The following is a 22,186-nucleotide window of genomic DNA, read 5'->3' as shown; positions in this document are numbered from 1 at the left end:
TCACTCCTCTATCTTTTCAATAACTACATTATGATTTGTATAAACACATATATCGCCAGCTATCTTCATAGCCTTTTTCGCAATTTCCTCTATTGATATTCCTTTAATGTCAATTAAAGCTCTTGCTGCAGATAGAGCAAAATTTCCCCCAGAGCCAATAGCTGCGACTCCATCTTCAGGTTCAAGAACATCACCTGTTCCCGTAATTACTAATGAAATAGATTTATCTGCAACGATCATCATAGCTTCTAATTTCCTCAGATATTTATCCATTCTCCAGTCTTTTGCAAGTTCAACACATGCTCTCATTAATTGCCCTGGGTGCTTGTCAAGTTTAGATTCTAATCTTTCAAAAAGAGTAAATGCGTCGGCTGTTGCCCCGGCAAATCCAGCAATTACGGAATCACCAGAAAGACGCCTAACTTTTTTTGCTCCAGATTTTATAACAGTGTGGCCCAGTGAAACTTGTCCGTCACCTATTACTACTACACTTTTATCTTTTCTAATTGATAATATAGTAGTGCCATACATTTTATTGTTATCGTGTTGAATCATTTTTCTATCACTTTAAATAAGAATCTCATTATACTTTAATCTTTAGTCAAATTTACTAAATATGTTCAACTATAGCTTATAATATAATACCTTCCTTATAACATTTAAAGTGCAGATGCAAAACATAATTCACCCAGATTTGGAAAAAAGTATAAATAATTGGTTCGAAGCAAAATTTAATGGCCTTACATCGCCATTTTATAGCTCTATAGATCTTAGAAACTCTGGCTATAAAATCGTTCCAGTAGACGCTAATTTATTTCCTGCGGGGTTCAATAACTTAAGTGAAGAATCAAGAACGATGGCAGCAAGATTGATAAAAAGCTATTTTAAAAGACATCAATACAAAAAGGTTCTTATAATACCGGAAAATTATACACGCAATAAAATGTATATAGAAAACGTATTTGTTATAGAGAAAATACTACAACTCGCAGGTTTTGAGACTAGAATTGGCCTTTTATATAATGAAGTATACAATTTAATAGAACAGTATGAAACTGTTGTGAAAGAAAACTCTCTGCTAAAGACAACTTCAGGATTTGTGCCTGATGTTATTATACTGAACCGTGATATGACGAGCCACATTCCAGACACGCTGAAAGACGTAAAGCAAGATATAGTACCAAGCCCACTATACGGTTGGCATAGCAGGCAGAAATTTAAGTATTTTGAAATCTATCAAGAATTAGCATCTGAGTTTTGTGGCGAATTTAAAATAGACCCATGGCTAATTTCTGTGCTTACAGAGAGCTGTGATGGAGTTGATTTTGATGATGATTTGTCACTAGGAGCAGTAGCAACTAAAGTTGACCAAATATTATCTCTAGTGCAAAAAAAATATGAGGAATATGAAATAAAAACACAACCTTACGTTTTTATCAAAGCAAGCAATGGCACATATGGGATGGGCATTATAACAGCAACAAGTGGAGAGGAAATATTAAACCTCAATAAAAAAAAGCGTCATAAAATGAAAAAGATAAAAGAAGGAATAGCAATCAATAGCGTTATTATACAAGAAGGTGTACCAACCATTGACATGTTTAAAAGCAGTTCTGCAGAACCGCTAATATACTATATAGGAGATACTCCAACATGTTACTTATACCGATGTAATAGCAGAAAAGATGTATATTCTAGCTTGAATGCCACTGACTGTGAGTTTCATGATGTTAGCCAGGTTGTAGAAGGTAAAATTCTATCACTTTGGAGTATTGTTAGCAAATTAGCAGTACTAGCGTTGGCAGTAGAAATAAAATCTTTTCATCCCTAATTCTTATACCTCTACAGTGCTGTCATTAGAATGACCGTTTATATTATGAACATCATCAAGTTCAGTGGAAGGATCATCATTGACAGGTTGTTGAAACAATTTGTCAAGCTGAACTGCAAGAAATACTGCACTATATATTATGCTGACTGTTACGCTTAAGTTGAAATTATAGATTATACCATTACCTAAGTTTATTGGTATAGTTGGAGTCTCTATCCTTCTTAATATGAAGTTTAATAAACCTAACGACAAAGTTAATGTGCTAATAATAAGGTCCTTCTTACACTCAGCAGACTTTTCAGGATCCTTATTATCCAGATATTCCTTGCATGTATAATAATAGCTTATAGGTTCTGAAATGAACAAAAATAGGATCGTTGAGGTTAAGTTAATATAACTTATTATGTCTGTATTGCTTCCAGTGCAAAAATGGATGATTTTCAACATCATTAGCGCTTCTATGGTGCTGCTTGCAAGATTAGCCGATTTACCCACAATTTTTGCCAGCTCTTTTTTACTCTCAGGGTTTCTGTAATCCTTAATTAGATCCTGTAGAGTAAATGCAGAATGGGCAATGTATAGAATAGATGTCGGAAACTTTACTAGTCGAGCAACATTCCGTATAAGAAAGATATTGGATCTATTATTGTCAATGAACTCGCAGCAAAATTGCAGTGAAATCTTACACAATAGGGCTGTTAAACCTGTTGTGATGCAGATTACCTTCCTGAAATCATGATCATAAATATCATGCACCCTTTGTGCGAGTATGTTAGATTTCTTTTTTAGCTTGTTTGGCATGAAATAGTTAATAACTTCCTGTTATTCTATCACATAAAATCCTAAAAGAAAAGCCCTATGAATCAGGACTTTAAGGGAGATTTATGCACAAATCGGCTAAGCATTTTATAAACAAGGGATCGGTACTGAGAGTTGGCACACGAAAGTAATATCCATCCTTGATAATTGCTTTATATTCTATATCAAGTTCAACTAGAGTTTCTGAATGCTCAGAAACAAAAGATATAGGTGATAGAACTACAGGTACACCATCAGCTTTTGCGCGTAATAGCTCACTTTCAGTGCTTGGCTCTAGCCATTTTACAGGACCAATCTTACTCTGATAACATATTGACCAATCTAAGTTATTGATAGCTAACTTTTCTACTATTAACTCTACGCTTCTTTCTACCTGTGAAGCGTAAGGGTCGCCCTTTTTAATGATACTAAGAGGTAAGCTATGGGCTGAAAATAGGACTCTTGGTTTACCGATTTTTCTAGCCAATTTATAGTACTTAGCTATCAGATTAGTGTGAGCTTCAATAAAATCTTGGTTATCATAATAACGGTGAATCATTTTTGTATTGCATTTTAGGCCATACCGTTTAGCATTTTTTTGCCAATTCTCGATGGATGACAGAGTTGTGGTAGTTGAATATTGTGGATACAGTGGCAGCAGAATTACTTCGTCAGGATCAAACTGTTTTACACTTTCAATAACTTCGTCAGCAAATGGACGCCAATAGCGCATGCAGATGAATACCTTGTGTACATGGTTTCTATTTTCGTTTAATTTTAGTTCTGAAGCATTAGCTTGCATTTTTGTATTCTCTAGAATTGGCGATTTACCTCCAATTTCCTCGTATATTTTTCGTGCAGTATTTTCTCGTTTCGCAGATATAAACTTTGCTAAAAGAAACCGAAAGGGATTCGGTAGATTGATTATTCTCCTGTCATAAAAAAGGTTGAATAAAAAAGGACGGACTGCATTTAGTGAATCAGGCCCGCCAAGATTAAATAAGATAACTGCCTTTTTCACCTACGCACTACTACAACAAGTTACTTCTGGGGTGCCTATAAAATTAGCTACACACTCATCAAATTTAGTTATAGGCACTAAATTTCTTACACTGGCATACAATAAGTGGCCTGATCTCTTCAGGTTACTCTTGGTAGATGTGAAGTTCCAATCGAAAAATGTATCGACAAAAAGACTTGGTACCGTTTCAAGAAGTTCAACAGCAGCTAAAGATAGCATTATACAACTTTGCAGGACATTCAGAAGAACCTTGAGGGGAAAAAGTAAAACTTTAACGAAAAGAGAGGTGCTACTTGTTTCATCCAGTAGTCGCCCTGAGTTAGGCGAATTATACTCGGTGTGTTTTCTATTTTGATCAAAGATAGGAAATTTTATAGTATCTTTCTTAAATTCCGCGTCTATTTCTTTTCTACTATGGTTAGTGATTTTTTCCATTAACTTCTCACGCAGATGAAAAGTTCTGACAATAAAACATGTGGCAATCATTAAGGAAGCACATAAAAGTGCGCATTGCATGAGGCTCATACTGCCTAGCATAGCTGGCAGTGCAAAACAAACAAATGGCACTATGATAGCCATTTCAAGAAATGGAATAGTGTTTCTTTTCATTGCAAAAGCAGCACCTTTTTTTAATTCTGTATTATGATGTAAGCTATATTCCAAAAAGCTTAAAAAGGCCAAATTAAAAGTTAAAAATCCTTTTGTTCCACAAAAAAGTGATGACTTAAAGTTACTTACTAATTTTTTAGTAGTAGATTTAGCTTGTTTTTTAGTGGTAGGCTCAGCTTGTTTAGTAGTGTTATTTTTACAACATTCACCCATACAATACCTCCTTGATGGTTTATTCTTAACTATAAATAAAAAACTACTTTTATCAAATCAAAATTTGCAATAAAATGAATCCATAAATATACAATCTTATATAAGGGAATAATATGGCAATTGAGAAGACACTTTCGATATTAAAACCTGATGCAGTAAAAAATAATATTACAGGCAATATAAATTCCTACATCGAACAATCTGGGCTGAAAATCACAGCACAAAAAATGATGTTACTAACAAAAAAACAAGCAGAGCTGTTTTATGAAATTCATAAAGATAGGCCTTTTTTTGGGGAATTAGTAGAGTTTATGACCTCTGGTTCTGTGGTAGTTCAAGTTTTAGTTGGTGAAAATGCAGTAAGTAAATACAGACAAATCATGGGAGCTACCGATCCAAAGCAGGCAGATAAAGGCACAATCAGGGGTGATTTTGCTGATGATATTAGTGAAAATAGAGTTCACGGCTCAGATAGTCTAGAAAATGCTCGTAAGGAGATAGCTTTCTTTTTTGCTGAATGTGAGTTGGTGTAGTCAACTCAGATTGGCGTCATCCAAGTAGCTGACAACATAGAAACGAAAAAACTTGCTTGACACCCTCCGCCAGCCCCCTTATCATGAAACTGAAGCTATTGTATTTGCTTTCGCCAATCTGCAGATTAAAAGGTAAGGATTACTTAATGTATCGGCGTCTTATGTTCAATTTTTTGCAGTATATAGATACTGTATGTCTTTACAAAACTTCATCTACATCTAGGTTTTTATCTAAATAAGCTGAACGCGCTTATAAAGCGTTACAAGACATCAAAAAATGCCAATACTCGACAGAGATAGTAAAAGACTAGCTAACTCGGGGATTCTTTGTCTTTTTTTCTGCTTAGTAAATTTCTTAAACATTTGCAGCGTAAGTTAGTTGCAATTAAAAGCGGCTGAATCTCGCTTGTCAAGCGTTTAAAACATAAAAAACGCCAATATTTTAAAGCGGATAATAAACCCAGGGCTTCTTTTGCCTTTTTTTTCATTTGGTAAATTTCTTAATGTTTATGGCTAAACGACAACCGTCATCCCGCTGCTTGTTAGCGGGATCTCTTGTTAGCGGCTGAGATACCGCGAATGAATCGCGGTATGACGTAGATTGCTGTCATTCCAGTGCTCCTTTTTTTGTCATCCCAGTGTCTGGACACTGGGATGACAGCTAGCCTGACAACCGTCATCCCGCTACTTGTTAGCGGCCGAGATACCGCGAATGAATCGCGGTATGACGGTTCGCGGCAGTATGACGTAGAGCTCACGTTAGCTATACTTTTATGCTTACAAACTTAATAAAATTCCTGGATCCCAGTGTCTGGGCACTGGGATGACAAAGGAGAGCTACTCGGATGATACCTTTTTCTACTTAGTTTGGGTTATGCAAGAAGTCTATTATAATCAGGCTTTAAGTGTGCGGAAGTAATTTTTTGCGTTAGAGTAAAAAATTTTTTCTATAGCTAATCAAAGTGGATCAAGAGAAACTTACCACTTTCTTTACAAAGGGTTTGATGTTACCATTTAACTGCCTATTCTGAATTTATTGAATGAACGTTAACATAAAGAATCTAGTTCATGCTTTCTCTAAATTGCCAAGTTTAGGGCCATCATCATCACGCAGGTTAGTTATACATTTACTCCAAAACAAAGAAAAAGTTATGCTACCACTTGCATCTTTGATTAAAGAGCTAGCAGATCTTATAATAGAGTGTGAAGTTTGCGGAAATCTAGATACTAAATCACCTTGTTCTATTTGTACTAACCCAAAACGTGACACTAAGTTACTGTGTGTAGTAGAAGAATTGGGTGATTTATGGGCGTTTGAAAAAGGAAATATATATTCAGGTTTATACCATGTTTTGGGGGGCAGATTGTCTGCGATAAATGGCATAGGTCCAAAAGAACTCAACCTTGATACTATTCTGAAAAGAGTGACAGAGTCTAAAATTGAAGAGATAATTATCGCAATTAATCCGACATTAGAGGGTCAAGTTACTGCACAATATATAATTGAATTGCTAAAAAATTTGGATGTGAAAATATCACGTCTTGCTTGCGGCATACCAATGGGCGGAGAAATTGACTATCTTGATGAAGGAACGCTGAGGATAGCACTTACTTCAAGACAAGAATATGAGTTAAATATAAAATAAGACATGTGCTTAAAAAAACTTATATCGCTAATAACATTCAAAAAGAAAGAAATAGCGCCACCACTTAAAGTGGTGGCTTGGGAAAATGACCGTCTAAACTATAAGCAATTTTCAGGTAAATTTAACAATATAATTAAAACAATTGATCAGTCTTTTACAATAATATCTTTGGAAGGATATGATGGATGGGGCAAGACGTTTTTTTTGAAAGAATGGGTAAAAGAGTTAAAACAGCAAAATGAAATTGCAGCTTATTATAGTGCATGGGATATCAATGCATTGGACCAACCACTGCCTTCTTTTTTAAATTTCCTATTTGAAGATTTATTTGTATCGTATAAAGTAAAAAGAAGTGTTATACAACAGTTCAAGAACATAAACCAAGAGCTATTTTCTCTAAACACACTAGGAAAGCTGATCAGTAAATCTCCACTTGCTATGCTTTCAGTATTTCTTGATGCTGCAAAAGAGGCTGATAAAAAAGACATAGGTTTTGTCTTGAGTGAATTAAGTCTTCTCCAAAGAAGAAAAGAGAGTACTAGAGATTTTAAAACACAGTTAGCGGATGTGGTTAATAAAATCAGAAAAGACAAAAACATTTATATAATGGTGGATAATCTTGATGTGTGCCGTCCTAAATTCGTTGTCGATTTTTTGGAATCTATAAAGTATATGCTTGATGTGGAGGGGCTGGTTTTCATTATTCCTGTAAGTAAAGATAAGAGTAATGTACAAAGAGCAATCAGCACAATACTTGGACCAAATTTTGACCTAAAATCTTTTACTGATCTCTCTTTACATTTGCCAAAACAACCGATAGAAAAATTTACAAAAGAACTATTTGAAAATATTAAATTACCGAAAAAGTCAAAAAATTTGATTGTAGATAGTTTTATATTTTATGCAGAAAGCCTGTCACTATCGTTAAAAACAATAGAATACTGCGTAAAAAAAATAAAGCTGTGTCTTCTGAATCACACAAGAGAAGAATTACCTGATCCGAATTTGTTTTCATTTTTGGTAATACTGCAATCGATAAATATTGATATATATGAGGAATTAGGTTTTTCATATCAAAGAGCATTGGAAAAAATTGAAAATGAATATAAATCTTTAGTTCTAAATGGTCAAGAAGAATGGGAAAAACTTAAAACCTCTCTAGAAACTGCTTTTGCAGAGAGGGAGTCAAAAATTAACAAAGCTATAAAGGATATACTATTTTGAAAAGATACCCTACCTTCACATATACAAAGATAGGGTAACATTTGATTAACGCCCTTTTACTATGTCATTACCTTGTTCAAACTTTCTGATTAATTCGCTTACATTGACATTAGATAATTTTTTACCTGCAGATTTGTCATTATGTGAAGCATCAGGTTTACGAAGGTCTTCCTTACTGTTACTCCTAGTAATATTACATCTAACAATGTTTGAATTATTAGACTTATCGCTTACATCTGAAATATTGCTTTTTTCACTACATGAAGACGAATTACTCGACATATTGCCTAAGCTAAAGAGCTTTTTACCTTGATAGATTGGATTCCAATCAAGTGGATTATAAGTTTTTTTGCTAGTCTCAACCTTTTGGTTATTTTGCTGTTTAGGAGAAAAACCAAGTTTTTCTCTTTCTTTCTTGCTTAGCGTTTTGAGAAATTTTACGGTTTCTAATTCATCAGTTGCTTGTACTTTATGTAAATCAAAGCTTTTTTGATGGTTATCCTGCTTAACATTTTCCATCATTTTATCTTTTATTGTTCTATCCTCATCATCAGAAGTGCTGCTACTAATATCACTGATACCACTATCCCCTGAATTGCGGCGTTGTTTGTTAGGAGTGCTATGAATGTTGTCTTCCATGAGTTTTTGCATTGTTGGGCCAAATGTTCTTCCAAGATTGCTACTCACTGTTTCATTACTATCATTTGCTTGAGAATGAGGTACATTTCGCTCAAAAATTGCTTTTATTCCAGCAAATTTAGCTTGGGAAGATTTCGGAGGAACAGGTGGGGCAACCATGCCTTTTGAGTTAATCTTTCCTTCATTTTGAGGAAAAATTTTTGGATTATTTTTTTCTACTGTAGTATTCATTTTTTTACCTCTAAACCTATTAACTAATAAAAGTATAAACTTAGAGGTATTAATTTTGTAATAACAATGCTAATAGATTACCGCAGTTTCAATAAGCATCACCAGAGGATTCTCTATATAATGCTTAAAGGCATTTAAAAACTTTGCTCCGAGTGCCCCATCAACTGCTCTATGGTCAACAGAGAGCGTTACTGTCATTATTTCTGCTGTTTCTATTTTCTCATTCATAACAATTGGTTGTTTTTTAGATGCACCAACTGCCATAATGCAAGATTGCGGCGGATTGATTATAGCACTGAAGGCTTTTATACCAAACATCCCTAAGTTGGAGATAGTAAACCCTCCTCCTTGAAACTCTTCAGGTTTCAATTTTCCAGATCTTGCTCTGCTTACTAAATCTTTCACTTCTTTTGATATAGATAAAATACCCTTTTTATCAGCATTTTTTACTATAGGAGTAATTAGCCCATCTTCAAGTGCCACAGCGATTGAGATATCTACATTCGAGTATTTAAGTATTTTATTATCTATCCACGAAGAATTTATATCAGGAAATTTTTTCATGCTAAAAGCCACAGCTTTGATAATTAAGTCATTGATTGTTACTTTATTGTTTTCATCTGCTGAGTTAATCTCGTTTTTTAACGATATTAACTTATCAACCTGGCAGTCTACAGTTAAATAAAAATGTGGAACATTCTGTTTGGATTCAGTCAGGCGCTGTGCTATCACTTGGCGTATGTTGCTTACTTCAACTATCTCAGGACTTTCAGTATGTATACCACTGCCTAAAAACTCCAACACATCAGCCTTAATTATGCGACCGTATGGTCCTGTACCTTTTAATTGCTGCACATTAACCCCTTCATTTTGAGCTATTTTCTTAGCTAATGGGCTTATTTTTATTCTACCTTCTGTTGTCTTAGTATCTTCTTCTTTTCTAGATCCCAGTGTCAAGCACTGGGATGACATTGAGAGGTTGGATTCCAGCGTCACGCGCTGGAATGACACCGAAGAATGACTTATTGGCTTTCCGTTTAAATCTTGGTGTTCTGATTTTTGATTATCAACAGCACATTTTGTCACTTCCTTTTTAACTGCACTATTGATGGAAGTTGAGGTATAGTTGTTAAGTGCATTTTCATCCTCCCCTTCTTCCAGCATTAAAGCTATTGGTTGATTTACAGGCACGCCACTTGTTCCTTCTGTTACTAAAATTTTTGCTACAACTCCTTCATCTACAGATTCAAACTCCATTATGGCTTTATCAGTCTCTATCTCAGCAATTACGTCGCCTACTTCAACTTTGTCTTGTTCTTTTTTATGCCACTTTACAATTTTTCCTCCAGTTTTGCTCATTGTCGGTGAAAGAGCAGGCATTAATATTTCTATAGGCATTGATTTTGCATTTAAAGATCTATTCAATTTTTAATTTACTCTTTATCTTATGTCAACCTAATCGTGAATTATGATGAATAAGTCTGTTACACTATCCCTCACGTTATCCCAGTGCGTGACACTGGGATCTTGGTTCAGTACTATTATCCTATTGTTTTTATTATTTAGCCATAGCTTGTTTGCTAACAACTTTGTTTCAACCAAATCAAATAAGATCAACATGAGAACGGGGCCAGGGTTTCACTATCCTGTAAAATGGATATACACTTGCAAAAATCTGCCCCTGAAAGTGATAGAAGAGTTTGAGAGTTGGAAAAAGGTCTGCGATATAGATGAAGACTGCGGATGGATAAAAGGCAATCTTCTTAGTGATAAGCGCTACGCGATTGTAAAAGAAGATACTTATGGATATCAAAAACAGAGTGTAGACAGCAAGATTACTATAAAAATAGACAAATTTGTTGTAATGAAAATAGAAAAGTGTAACGAAGAGTGGTGTTTTCTTTCTACCCCAAAACGCAAAGCATGGGTACAAAAAAAACATATATATGGGGTTGATTAGGTTGACAAAAGATCTGAATTAACACTAGTTTCTAGGCCTTCTGTAGCATGCTCTTCATGTGAAGCAGAGGATGGCACTGACTTCTTCATGCTCTGGAGACTGTACAGGGCTATCACAGAAACTCCTTAACATCTCCTCAGCGGATGAATCTAAAATTTGTACAATAGACTTTTCACTTTGTTCTCTTAGCGATTGATCCACTCTAGAAATCAACTCAGAAAACTCGCTACCTGATTTTTCAGCTTCACTTTTTATTTTACTTTCTATGCTTGCAATATTACCTTGTTCAATTTCTTCTTTTGTTATGTTGAACGAATTTGCAGCATCTTGATATCCAATCTTGCAATTTCCACAACCAATTATGCAAAAAGCAATGGAATTAGATATTTCGCTTGCAGCCCACTTATGTATAGCGTAAGCCAAATAATTGTCATGGTATTTAATGCTAAATTGTTGTTCTATTAGCTCAGAAATTTTATTCTTTAGAGACATAAAGTACCCTCCTTACATTCGTTATACCTTTTTGTTAAGATACAGCAATTACACCATTTACTACATGCTTTACTTTAATTAATTATTAAAACGAGAGCATAATTTTCAGAGTTATATCTTTTTACCTTAACAATTCTTTTTTGAGTTCCTCTTCAATCATCTTAGTTAAACTCGTGTCAAACTCACTCCTCGAAAAATCCCTAACCTCCCCGGGATCATATCGATTTCCTATCATTTTTTCAATAGCATCATTTATTATGTTTATGTCAAATCCCTTTATAATAGGCGTTACCTTCACCTGCCCTGCAGAGCCTTTACCATAAATTCTTTTGCTTTTATCAATGCAACCACCTGCACCAGGTTTACTGCTTCTAAAACCCTTGCTACACTTTACTGTTTCATGCTTGATTTCACCATTTTCTATATATATTATTTTATTATCTTCAGTAACCCGCAATCCTGTTGTTGTGGTTTTTTCTTTTAATTTTACACTATCATCAATTATTGGTTCGGTATAATCCTTATACTCATATATTTTATAGATGCCTCCGCCTCCCATAGTGATTAAATCCTTGCACTCTTGTTTACCTAAACGACACTTTCTTATAAAAATAGGACCCCCATCCTTATCTGTATATTCCTTTTCCCTGTTACCTCCTCCCTGTTCAACTTTAATGTTAATTATAGGATAATCAAGATCAATTTCCAATTCAGCTTTAATATAATCTCCTGGCATTCCTACTCTACTTTCAGTGGAATTAGGTGTGTAAGTGTAAGGTGTATCTTTTATGTGACCTGCTTCACCACATCCCCACACTTCTATTTCAACACGGCTAGATGTTATTTGTGAGCCATCCACATCATAATCTCCACTTCCAAAAACATGGGACTTTTCGCTCTTTTTTTCCGGTTCTTGTTTCTCTTTTTCCAGTTGTTTCTCGATTATCTCTTTTAACTTCTCTTTGAGACCTTCTAAATCGAACCTACACAATTTATCAGCGTAAAAGACCTCCGTTCTGTTTGCTTTAATTGGTGCTTCTTGTTGTGTGACAACGCCATTTGTATTTTGTGAAATCTTTGTATAAAAAGGTTGAGTGTTTTCTTTGTCTACATATCGTGTTGAACGGCTGCATGTTCCAGTAAAGCAGATACAACCATCATCACCTTGATTACATTTTTCTCTATGCTCTACATCCGTCAATTTGTATACTACTTTCAGTCCTTTACTAGATTTAAATGTATCGTCTATCTCATCATTTCTTTTTACACAGTAACTGCATTCTCTCTTCTTCTGCTCATTTTCATCAGGGAAGAAAACATACCCTTGTTTATTGAATATTATTTTATCTAACTCACTCTGATCTCTGTTTAAGAGATCGGCTCTTTTATTTTCCTTGCTTGGAAGATAATAGAACTGATTTGATTCCTTGGAGTAAACAGCATTGTATTTAGTATATCTTGTTCCCATTAATTTTAGTGGTATTATTTTATTTTCTCTTTTAAGAACAAACTCCTCTGGTTCTGGCTGCCATCCAGAAAGACAAAGCATTTTACTGTTAGAATTTCCTTTATACTTTACTTCTATTTCCGGCTGCCCAGAGTTATTAAATTCACATTGAATAGATTTGTCTTTTAACTTTTTCTCAAAATCATTAAAACTATAAAAACTTCCGCCTTTAGAACATTTAATTTGCACATCAGGAACATAGCCATATTCTTTCAGAACTTTAAATTGTTGCGGATTACTTTCTAATATACCTTCTATAATATTATCAATATTACTATCAGTTGTTTTTGCTACTATTGCTGGTTTTACTACTTTTAAAGATAGGGGGCCAATGTTTATAGGATGGTTGAGGTCAGTATTAACATTAAAAGTACAGGAACCATTACTATAGGTTCCATGTGCTTTAGCACAAGTGCTCTCACTCATCTTCATTTCTACTTTCAATGTATTTTTATTTACTATCTCCACTATCTCAGGTTCTGGAGCAGGTGGTGCAGGAAAACAGCGGACGAACTGTGGATTTTGTTCATTTATACTTTGAGTTCCAAGGTATTCAGCACAGAGCTGGCCCTTTTTTCTATAGGTTTTGAAGTAATAGTGAGTATCCTTATCTGTAACAGTATATGAGTGATTTGGAATGTTCTCATTATTTGAAACAACGTGTGGAAAACCTAACTCTTTTCTTTCCTCCAGTCCGCTAATTATCACCCCAACTCTTGGATCGAAGTAATCATTATCTTCATTTGTTATAGGAACAATTCTAACTTGTGGAGGTGACATCGCAAGTTGTTCACAGAATGGAGGGGGGCTAGGTGCAAGTGGCACAGGAGCACATTTTACTGCCGTTTGGTAGCAGGTATCACAGACTTTTTCCATCTCCCCAGGACGGAAAATATTCTCACCCGAAAATACTCTAGAACCCCATGAAGAAATTCCTGACATACAAGCCCCTTTTTGACTGCAAGCACATATTTTAGGAGAGTTAGCGAATCTTCTTTTTTCCTCATCAGTAACACCGTCTGCCCATTCCCATTTAAGACCCCGAGCAATTTCTCCTCCAGCTTTTGTTTTATCTCCTTCCCAGTCGATAAAAGCTGCAGCAGAAACTCCAGCTCCTGTACCTTGCGTTCCATATATCTGGCGGCAGGATTCCCCACTTTGTAAGTCATAACAATAACTTTGTCCATCATAAGCACATACTCTAATTTTGGGATTAAAGTAACCATCAACTCCTTGATCTTTTATTGCTTGCACCTTAATTTCCTTTACCCAATCTCCACCAACTATTGCTTCCAACCAAGTATTACTTTCTACAAATGTTGGACAATCAGCATATCCTTGATACGAAAGACCAAGTATCAAAAAAAATATCAATAAGAAATTAAGCCTTACACTTCTCATAAAATACCGGTAACCACTCATTAACTTCTTCTCCTTTTTCCTTTATTGCCTCGTACATATACTTTATCGTCTCTTTGTTAGCTGAAAGTACATGTATTTCTTGCATATTCTTTAAATCTAAATTTAAAGTTACTAATCCTTTATACTGTTTTATCAAAAATAAACCTTCCTGCGTTGGCGTCTGCAGAATTATATTCAGCTCCTCTTTTGATAAAGAAAATGCTTTCATGTATAATCTATTTGCATTGACGTTCGGCATCAAGATTCTTGTATCAACATGTTTATCTAAATATTGAGTAAATTTGCTAGCAAATGCGAGATTTAAATTTTCAGTACTTAGGATTACTACAACATTTAGTTCCGTCATTCTTTGCATCCAGTTATCAAACTCTTTCTCTGTAGGAAAAATATTACTTATCTCCCATGCTTCATCCAAAACAAGTATTGCAGGCGAGCCATCACATTTTGCCTCAAAAGAATATAAAAAATAGTAAAGTATCACGGACATACATTCCTTTTGTTTTGTAAGGTTTGCGGTGTTGAGAGATATAATTTTTGTTTCCCAGTCAATATCTGATTCATTACCATCTTGAAATAAGTAAGCAAAGTCACCATCGTCACACCATCTACTTATCTTACCCCCAAGGAGCAAGAGCACCTCAGAAATTTGTGAAATAGAACGTGATTCCTTGGGTATAGCAAATATAGAATCCACAATTTTTCTTATCTTTTCTTCTACGTCCACCAAGCTCGTATCGGCTACCATTCTTCTGATCAGTTCAACCAACATATTGCGATTGGAAGCACTATCTTCAATGTTTAGTGGATTAAATTTTAGGCTTTTGTCCTTATATTTTGGATCGATTATGTAATATTTACCACTCACTGCTTTAGTAAAAATTATTGATTTTCCAGTGTTATCCAATATGACAATTCTTGGGTTAAACTTTCTTGATTCTGATAATAGAAAATTAATGAGTGAAGTTCTGCCTGAATTTGGAGCTCCGAGTATCGTAGTATGGCCATTATTTCTTTTTCCATGAAAATTAAAGAAGTAAGGATTTCCTTTTTTTGAGAAAAAAATCATTACCGCTTCTTTCCACCTTCTTCCTTTTAATGTACCTGACGTAAAATCGTGCAGCATAGCAAAGCTGCAAGCGTATTTTGTTAAGATATTTTTCGGTTGCGTAATAAAAGCAAAATTGCCTGGAAGTTGTGCCCAAAAATGACTTTCCATATGTAAATCAGTTCTAAACATCATGAAGCCAACTAATGACATTATAGAAGATAAATCACTAATACTTTCAGCTAACTTATTCCTATCATCTGCAAATATTGTAAAAATAATTTTCTGTTGGCAGAAGTCTATACTAGAGGTCTTTTCAAGCTCTATTATTTCTTCAATTCCTGAGCTTTTAAGTAAGGTATTATCCTCACTAATTTGCAGCATGTTGATTTGTTTTTTAAATTCTTTTATTGCTTTGTTATTACTAGTAAATATCATTATTTCTGTAATGATAAATTCAGATTCAAGCTGCAAGCATCTATCTATATTACCTAAAGAGATTTCCCGGTATTCTTTTATGCTGAAAATAGAGCCAAATTTCTGTTGATTTTCAAATATTGTTTGAAACGTATTGAAACCAAAAGCTATTTTAAAATTTCTAATATATTGCGACAGGTCCCTTTCATGTATTGGATAATCTTTGTGCGTTAATGTAACAATATAGTGGAGAAATTCTATCATTTCAGAATATATTTTACCTTCACTAAACCTTAGACTCAGTTTTTTAGCTCCAAAAGGTCCTAAATCATTTTGAATTACGTCAGTTATCTTTTGCAACTCCTGATGGCTTTCTTGTAAAGACAACTTATGCTTATTCTTTATTCTATTGAAAAAAAACGAATTATTAGTATGCTTGCCAAAATCGCTAAACAATATTACAATGTATAGTTCATTTATATACTGTAATTTACTATCAGTTAGTTTATTAAACCACGTTGAATGTAGGTTGTCAGAGAAGTCTTCAGTTTTATTCCATTTCAAGCTCAGTTTATTGCGCTTTCTAACGGTATGAATCCAAACGGTAAAACACAGGCTATTAATATTTTTTGATATGCTTTTTCTAATTTCAGTTCTGAGGTCGCTGTAGTTATCAACAGAAGAATAATCTTCTAACTTGATTATTTTTAACAATTCTCCCTGTTTTGTTAGTATGGTTTCTTCATCGTAATGACAAGCATAAGGAACAAAATCTAAATCAATGCTTTCTAGTAATGCTAAGTTGTTCTTTTTTTTAAGCTTAGAGTTAACTGTTGGTACTTTTAACTGCATATGCGTATTCAATAAAGATAATTAAAAAAGATAAAAATACTATCTTAATTTTTATCTTTTTTTTCGCTATCGGATTGTAATTTTATATCTTTTGCAAAGTTAAATTTTTCTTTTAAGTAGTCTGTTGCCTTTTCTGTACTACCGAACATCAGGACCAGTACACCAAACATTATCATAAAAAAGATTAGACCTCTGAACACTACTGCAAGTATCACTGCAGCTATACACAACCCTATGATTGTTGAAGGACTCATATTTTCTACAGTATCTTTAACTGAAAATGAAGAAATAAAATTTTTTACCGTTTCTTGTATACCCTTTAATTCATCACTCGCCGAACTTGCTTCGCTAGAATATGATGCAAAAATGAAACTTAATAAGGCTATAAAAACCAAAACTTTATTCAATTGAATGCGCATCAACTAAACACCTTTTAAACATTCCTCAAATATAACAACTTTTATATCAATAGGCAAGAACTGAATTCACTTATCCACTACAAGTAACACATATTTAATTTTTACCGCTGTGAACATGCTGTAAGCTCTTATCATCAACAAGAGGACTCACATTAATGGATGTTAATTTACTTGATAGGAAGTTTGAATGCAATTCAGCTACTGCTGCTATAGCAAGCACTGCAACCATAGCAAGTAGTCCTGCTCCTATCAATCCTGATGTCATTGCTCCTGCAACAATGCACCCTATTGTGGAGAGAGCACAACCTGCTACAAGTGCAACGTGAAGATTTCTGTTATTGGGTTGGTTTTTAAGTAGGATATCTTTCTTAACTTGATCTGGATTTGCTTGACCATCTGAGTTTTCATTTTCTTGCATTTTTGGCTCTTTTTTTACAGTCTGCTCTGGCTGCACTTGAGTCTCGTTTTCTTTTGGGGATTCCAAATTTGATTCTAATAACTCAGTTTTTTCTCCACCCTCTGGTTGTAAGCCATTATCTCCTTCAACAGAGCTCAATGTTGAGTTTAAACTTTCCTCAGATGAAGTGCTTGTTACTAAAGTTAAACTGCTCCTTCTGCTACTTACTGGTGATTTCAAACTTTCTTTACTCGTTCTAGGTGAGTCTATTCCACTATCTGAGTCATTGCCACTACTGAGTTTAGAAGTTTTCTTCTCCTCTATTTCTTTCACAACCTTGCTATATTTTTCAAACACTTCCTCTGCAACATCTGAATTACTAAGTATTTTATTATCACCACTTTTTTTCTCAGCTACATTCAAGGGTGTTTCTTGTGTGTTGTTTTGCTCTTCAATATGTTTTAGCTGCATTTGATCTTCAATATTTTCTTCAACAGCATTTGGTATTGAGCTTACACTGCTGCTCCTGTTAGTAATATCCAAAATTGTTTTTACTATTTTTCCTCTTATTGTTTGTGGTCTTTGTGATTGTTCTCTTTCATTGTTAAATACTGTAGGTACAGCTAGTTCTTCTGATTTTATTACTTCATCTTTCAATGCAGGAAGAAAGTTTTCGATATAATACTTATAATGTTTTTGATATTCCTCTTGTTTTTCTGGTGATTTTTCTAATTGTTCTCTCAGCGATTTTTCTAATTCAGTTAATACCTCAGGACTAGCTCCTTCCTTGAACAACTCTATGCATTTTTTGATAGTTCCATCTCCCTTTTGTGGGCTTCCATATTTATGATTTTCTTTTGTTACCTTTTTGTATATAGTGTCGTGCAATTGTTGGTTAATATCTTTTTTAGAACTTAGCATAGACTCCTCCATACATAACAAAATGTATAGATACCTCTTTAGCGTTAATTTTACATTAAAACTGGGCAATTATGCCATATTATAAATAATTGCGGCAACTTGCTTATTGGAAGGTCGCTTAACTATTTGCTTTCTGGGCTTTCTACTTCTACAGATTTGCTATTAATATGATTCTTTGCTTGTTGAACTAACATATTCACTACTTCTTTTACAGGCTTTTCCCTATCAACCATGCCAACACTTTGGCCAGCCATTAGAGATCCTGTTTCAACATCTCCATCAATTACTGCTCTTCTTAAAGCTCCAGCCCAGAATTTTTCTATTTCAAGCTGCCCATCTTCTTTTGAGATCTGGCCCTTTTGGTATTCATCAATAACTTCTTTTTGACGCTTCATGAAGTCATCACTTGCTTTGTTGGCTATAGCTCTTACAGGAATTACAGGAAAATCAGCACTTATCTGTACAGAAGGTATTGCATTACGTGCGGCCGATTTAATAAACACTTCCTTAAAATTTTTGTGGGCAATTGACTCATTAGTGCAGACAAATAATGTGCCTATTTGACAGCCACTTGCTCCCATTTCTAAGTAATTAACTATCACTTCGCCTCTGCCTATTCCACCTGCAACAAACACTGGTATTTGTTCATTTTTAAAATGAGGCAATATCTCTTGTGCAAGAACAGAAGTGCTCACTGGACCTATATGCCCACCTGCTTCCATTCCTTCTATTATTAATGCATCTACTCCCATTTTTACTAACCTTTTCGCAAGGCTTAATGCTGGTGCAAAGCACATAACTTTAATGCCTGCACCCTTGATTTTTTCTATATTAGGCTTTGTTGGCAGTCCACCGGCAAGCACTATATGGCTCACTTTCGTTTCAATACACACATCTATCAACTCACTCAACTTTGGGTGCATAGTAATTAGGTTTACACCAAATGGCTTGTTAGTTAATTTTTGTGTCTCTATGATTTCTTTTTCCAGTAAGTCTGGGAACATTGCACCACATGCAATCACACCAAAACCACCAGCGTTTGAGATTGCTGAGACCAAGTTTCTCTCTGAAACCCAGCTCATAGCACCACCCATTATAGCAAACTCACTGCCAAGAAAATCTGTTCCTTTTTTCCAGAGGCTACTTAACATATAACCTATATCATACGTTTAAAAATGTTTTGCTTATCTATAAATGTGTGCTTCAAAGCGCCAAGTATATGTAAGATTATAAAGAGTACCATAAAATATGCAAGCATCGAATGTAGCTCGTTAGCCGTGTTAGCTAGATCTTTGTTTTGATTAATCAACAAAGGGATATGGAAAAAATATTTGATCTGTTTGCCAGAAGCAGAAGACATGACATAGCCAGATAGTGGCATTAGCACCATTAAAGAATACAAACCAAAGTGCACTGCTTTACTTATATTGATTACAAACCGAGAAAAATTTGCTGGAAGTGGTGGAACATAAGTAAAGACGCGAAAAAATATGCGTACTATGATTAATCCAAGAATAGTGATACCGCAAGCCTTATGAATAGCGTATATGTTGAACTTAATTTCATTGCTAAGTGGTAAGCTTTTCATATAAAGTCCAGAGCAAAGCATACCGATAATAAAAACAGCCATCAACCAATGGATAACTCTTAAACCTAGGCTATATTTATTGTCTTCCATTTTGATTACTCTAAAGTAGCATTTATATAATAGAAAAACTATTTTTCAATCAAAATTATTAAAGCAATTTAGATTTACCAACAATGTAGCTATACAAATTCGACCCAGCCGGAAGTCAAGGGCACCTAAATCAAGAAACGGATTAAACGAAAAACTTACTTGACACCCTTCGCCAGCCCCCTTATCATGATAGTGAAGCTATTGTATTTGCTTTCGCCAATCTGCAGATTAAAAGGTAAGGATTACTTAATGTATCGGCGTCTTATGTTCAATTTTTTGCAGTATATAGATACTGTATGTCTTTACAAAACTTCATCTACATCTAGATTTTTATCTAAATAAGCTGAACGCGCTTATAAAGCGTTACAAGACATCAAAAAATGTCAATACTCGACAGAGATAGTAAAAGACTAGCTAACTCGGGGATTCTTTGTCTTTTTTTCTGCTTAGTAAATTTCTTAAACATTTGCAGCGTAGGTTAGTTGCAATTAAAAGCGGCTGAATCTCGCTTGTCAAGCGTTTAAAACATAAAAAACGCCAATATTTTAAAGCGGATAATAACCCCAGGGTTTCTTTTGCCTTTTTTTTCATTTGGTAAATTTCTTAATATTTATGGCTAAACAACAACCGTCATCCCGCTACGTGTTAGCGGGATCTATGTTAAGGTATAGTAGGGGATCTATGTTAAGAGATACCGCGAATGAATCGCGGTATGACGGTGTAGATGATGGTTAAGTAATTCGTCATCCCGCTGCTTGTTAGCGGGATCTCTTGTTAGCGCCGCGGCGGTATGACGGTTCGTGGCGGTATGACGGTTAAGCAATTTGTCATCCCACTACGTGTTAGCGGGATCTATGCTTTGAGATACCGCGAATGAATCGCGGTATGACGGTGTAGATGATGGTTAAGTAATTCGTCATCCCGCTACGTGTTAGCGGGATCTCTTGTTAGCGCCGCAGCGGTATGACGGTTCGTGGCGGCATGACGATAAGGTTCCAGTGTCAAGCGTTTGGCATGCAAATTTCCTTAAACGTTCGTAAGCTTAAAACTTTACTTTAGATCAAACTGCTGTATAGTGACTTTATAGCTTTAGTTTTACAATGAGTATACCTAGTATAGAAAATTGTGATCTTCACAATAAAGCCGTCTTACTCAGAGTTGACTTCAATGTTCCTATAAAAGATGGAGAAATTCGTGACGTCACTCGTATTTTGAGAGCATTGCCTACTATTCAGTATTTAGTGAATGCGAGTGCAAAGATTATTATTATATCACATTTTGGACGCCCAAAGGCCAGAGACAATAATCTGTCGCTAAAAAATGTAATTGACACTTTATCGCAGTTACTAAATAAAAAAGTGAAATTCATTGACGATTGCTTTGGTGAAAAAGTACAAAGAGCAGTAAGTGTTATGGATGCAGGAGATATAATATTACTAGAGAATCTAAGATTTTATAAAGAGGAAGAGCAAAGTGACTCAAATTTTGCCAAACAACTAGCATCTCTAGCGGATATATATGTAAATGATGCATTTTCTTGCTCTCACAGAGCTAACGCTTCTATTTCACGCATTACAGAATTTTTACCTTCTTATGCGGGATTTTGCTTGCAAGATGAGCTAAAGTATCTTGAAAAAGCTGTATCATTTAAAGCTAAACCTATTACTGCGATAGTTGGGGGAGCTAAAATATCAACTAAAATAAAAGTGCTTATGAAGCTAACAGAAAAGGTTGATTACCTAGTTCTAGGTGGTGCAATAGCCAATAATTTTTTGTCATTTAGCAAAGTAAATATAGGGAAATCTTTCTTTCAAAATGGTGTTGACGACCTTCTACATAATATTGTTGAAACAGCAAATAAAAACAATTGCAAAATAGTTGTGCCAGAAGACGTTCTGGTTGCAGTAAACTCTGATTACAGCACTAGTATTTCAAGAAGAACTGAGTCCATTTTGGACGGTGATATAATTTTGGATATCGGACCACAAACTTTGAGTACAATAAGCAGTATAATAGCAAGCAGTAAGACTCTGCTGTGGAATGGACCTATTGGTGTTTTTGAACATTCAGCTTTTGCAAGTGGTACAATAGGGGTAATGAAAATCGTAAGTGACTTAACGCACAAAGGAAAGTTAACCAGCATAATAGGGGGAGGCGATAGTCTATCTGCAATAAGCGCTGCAGGCCTTACCGATAAGGATTTTACATATGTTTCCACTGGTGGAGGAGCATTTTTAGATTGGTTAAGTGGCGATGAAATGCCGGGAGTTGCTGCTCTGCAAAAACGATTAGATTAAAACTTTTTTAAATTATTTCTTATAGGCTAGCTTT

The 22,186-nt window shown here is 34.9% G+C and carries 21 protein-coding genes; 6 read left to right on the top strand and 15 right to left on the bottom strand.

Translation table 11 applies throughout. From position 1 onward, the window contains the following. Positions 1 to 555: an ATP-dependent protease subunit HslV gene (gene hslV, locus ABWU40_RS00745; RefSeq protein WP_006280198.1), complete on the bottom strand. Its 555-nt coding sequence runs from the start codon at positions 553 to 555 to the stop codon at positions 1 to 3. A gap of 115 nt (positions 556 to 670) precedes the next feature. Here hslV and gshA point away from each other — a divergent pair, with 115 nt between their 5' ends. Further along, positions 671 to 1,831, top strand: coding sequence for a glutamate--cysteine ligase (gene gshA, locus ABWU40_RS00740; RefSeq protein WP_015589431.1), 1,161 nt, complete (start codon positions 671 to 673; stop codon positions 1,829 to 1,831). Positions 1,832 to 1,834: 3 nt separating this feature from the next. Here gshA and ABWU40_RS00735 read toward each other — a convergent pair whose 3' ends face one another. From ABWU40_RS00735 to ABWU40_RS00725, 3 genes are all read right to left on the bottom strand, one after another. Next, complete coding sequence (locus tag ABWU40_RS00735) at positions 1,835 to 2,632, bottom strand: hypothetical protein (RefSeq protein ID WP_006280195.1); 798 nt, start codon at positions 2,630 to 2,632, stop codon at positions 1,835 to 1,837. 70 nt (positions 2,633 to 2,702) lie between these two features. After that, entirely contained in the window at positions 2,703 to 3,650 is a 948-nt protein-coding gene (gene hemH / locus ABWU40_RS00730; RefSeq protein ID WP_010082099.1) for a ferrochelatase, read from the bottom strand. Further along, the gene (locus ABWU40_RS00725; protein WP_015589429.1) at positions 3,651 to 4,472 is read right to left on the bottom strand and encodes a hypothetical protein; all 822 of its coding nucleotides are present in this window, start codon (positions 4,470 to 4,472) and stop codon (positions 3,651 to 3,653) included. Positions 4,473 to 4,585: 113 nt separating this feature from the next. On the opposite strand from ABWU40_RS00725, the gene ndk reads away from it, so the two are divergent. Then, positions 4,586 to 5,005: a nucleoside-diphosphate kinase gene (gene ndk, locus ABWU40_RS00720; protein ID WP_015589428.1), complete on the top strand. Its 420-nt coding sequence runs from the start codon at positions 4,586 to 4,588 to the stop codon at positions 5,003 to 5,005. Positions 5,006 to 5,316: 311 nt separating this feature from the next. Here ndk and ABWU40_RS00715 read toward each other — a convergent pair whose 3' ends face one another. Continuing rightward, positions 5,317 to 5,493, bottom strand: a complete 177-nt coding sequence (locus tag ABWU40_RS00715) for a hypothetical protein (RefSeq protein ID WP_179945710.1) — start codon at positions 5,491 to 5,493, stop codon at positions 5,317 to 5,319. Between the two features lie 552 nt (positions 5,494 to 6,045). Here ABWU40_RS00715 and recR point away from each other — a divergent pair. Then, on the top strand, positions 6,046 to 6,651 hold the full coding sequence (gene recR, locus ABWU40_RS00710) for a recombination mediator RecR (RefSeq protein ID WP_010963080.1): 606 nt from the start codon (positions 6,046 to 6,048) through the stop codon (positions 6,649 to 6,651). Between the two features lie 3 nt (positions 6,652 to 6,654). After that, positions 6,655 to 7,875 carry a P-loop NTPase fold protein gene (locus ABWU40_RS00705; RefSeq protein ID WP_015589427.1) on the top strand — a complete coding sequence of 407 codons (1,221 nt, stop codon included), beginning with the start codon at positions 6,655 to 6,657 and terminating at the stop codon, positions 7,873 to 7,875. Positions 7,876 to 7,920: 45 nt separating this feature from the next. Here ABWU40_RS00705 and ABWU40_RS00700 read toward each other — a convergent pair whose 3' ends face one another. Together ABWU40_RS00700 and ABWU40_RS00695 are read right to left on the bottom strand one after the other, a co-directional pair. After that, positions 7,921 to 8,745 (bottom strand): hypothetical protein, encoded by an 825-nt coding sequence (locus ABWU40_RS00700; RefSeq protein ID WP_015589426.1) that lies wholly within the window; start codon positions 8,743 to 8,745, stop codon positions 7,921 to 7,923. A 69-nt stretch (positions 8,746 to 8,814) separates the two neighbouring features. Next, the gene (locus ABWU40_RS00695) at positions 8,815 to 10,143 is read right to left on the bottom strand and encodes a pyruvate dehydrogenase complex dihydrolipoamide acetyltransferase (RefSeq protein ID WP_141456686.1); all 1,329 of its coding nucleotides are present in this window, start codon (positions 10,141 to 10,143) and stop codon (positions 8,815 to 8,817) included. Positions 10,144 to 10,213: 70 nt separating this feature from the next. Between ABWU40_RS00695 and ABWU40_RS00690 the strand changes: the two genes are divergently transcribed. Next, complete coding sequence (locus tag ABWU40_RS00690; RefSeq protein ID WP_015589424.1) at positions 10,214 to 10,705, top strand: SH3 domain-containing protein; 492 nt, start codon at positions 10,214 to 10,216, stop codon at positions 10,703 to 10,705. Between the two features lie 54 nt (positions 10,706 to 10,759). On the opposite strand, the gene ABWU40_RS00685 is transcribed toward ABWU40_RS00690, so the two are convergent. From ABWU40_RS00685 to ABWU40_RS00650, 8 genes are all read right to left on the bottom strand, one after another. After that, positions 10,760 to 11,197: a hypothetical protein gene (locus ABWU40_RS00685; protein WP_242049510.1), complete on the bottom strand. Its 438-nt coding sequence runs from the start codon at positions 11,195 to 11,197 to the stop codon at positions 10,760 to 10,762. Between the two features lie 121 nt (positions 11,198 to 11,318). Then, positions 11,319 to 14,105, bottom strand: coding sequence for a hypothetical protein (locus tag ABWU40_RS00680; RefSeq protein ID WP_141456685.1), 2,787 nt, complete (start codon positions 14,103 to 14,105; stop codon positions 11,319 to 11,321). Continuing rightward, complete coding sequence (locus ABWU40_RS00675; protein ID WP_141456684.1) at positions 14,086 to 16,440, bottom strand: type VI secretion protein; 2,355 nt, start codon at positions 16,438 to 16,440, stop codon at positions 14,086 to 14,088. The genes ABWU40_RS00680 and ABWU40_RS00675 overlap by 20 nt, the downstream gene beginning before the upstream one ends. Positions 16,441 to 16,484: 44 nt before the next feature. After that, positions 16,485 to 16,859, bottom strand: a complete 375-nt coding sequence (locus tag ABWU40_RS00670; protein ID WP_022626145.1) for a hypothetical protein — start codon at positions 16,857 to 16,859, stop codon at positions 16,485 to 16,487. Between the two features lie 94 nt (positions 16,860 to 16,953). Then, entirely contained in the window at positions 16,954 to 18,177 is a 1,224-nt protein-coding gene (locus ABWU40_RS00665) for a hypothetical protein (protein ID WP_015589419.1), read from the bottom strand. A 122-nt stretch (positions 18,178 to 18,299) separates the two neighbouring features. Further along, on the bottom strand, positions 18,300 to 19,328 hold the full coding sequence (locus tag ABWU40_RS00660; RefSeq protein ID WP_015589418.1) for an NAD(P)H-dependent flavin oxidoreductase: 1,029 nt from the start codon (positions 19,326 to 19,328) through the stop codon (positions 18,300 to 18,302). 5 nt (positions 19,329 to 19,333) lie between these two features. Beyond that, positions 19,334 to 19,855, bottom strand: a complete 522-nt coding sequence (locus ABWU40_RS00655; protein WP_015589417.1) for a cytochrome b — start codon at positions 19,853 to 19,855, stop codon at positions 19,334 to 19,336. A gap of 414 nt (positions 19,856 to 20,269) precedes the next feature. Further along, complete coding sequence (locus ABWU40_RS00650) at positions 20,270 to 20,446, bottom strand: hypothetical protein (protein ID WP_182309489.1); 177 nt, start codon at positions 20,444 to 20,446, stop codon at positions 20,270 to 20,272. Positions 20,447 to 20,955: 509 nt separating this feature from the next. Here ABWU40_RS00650 and ABWU40_RS00645 point away from each other — a divergent pair. Then, positions 20,956 to 22,152: a phosphoglycerate kinase gene (locus tag ABWU40_RS00645; RefSeq protein ID WP_353279196.1), complete on the top strand. Its 1,197-nt coding sequence runs from the start codon at positions 20,956 to 20,958 to the stop codon at positions 22,150 to 22,152. Positions 22,153 to 22,186 lie beyond the last annotated feature (34 nt).

It is taken from the genome of Wolbachia endosymbiont (group A) of Cydia amplana (assembly GCF_964028495.1).
Taxonomy (GTDB): domain Bacteria; phylum Pseudomonadota; class Alphaproteobacteria; order Rickettsiales; family Anaplasmataceae; genus Wolbachia; species Wolbachia pipientis.
This window is presented reverse-complemented; position numbering and strand designations above follow the sequence as displayed.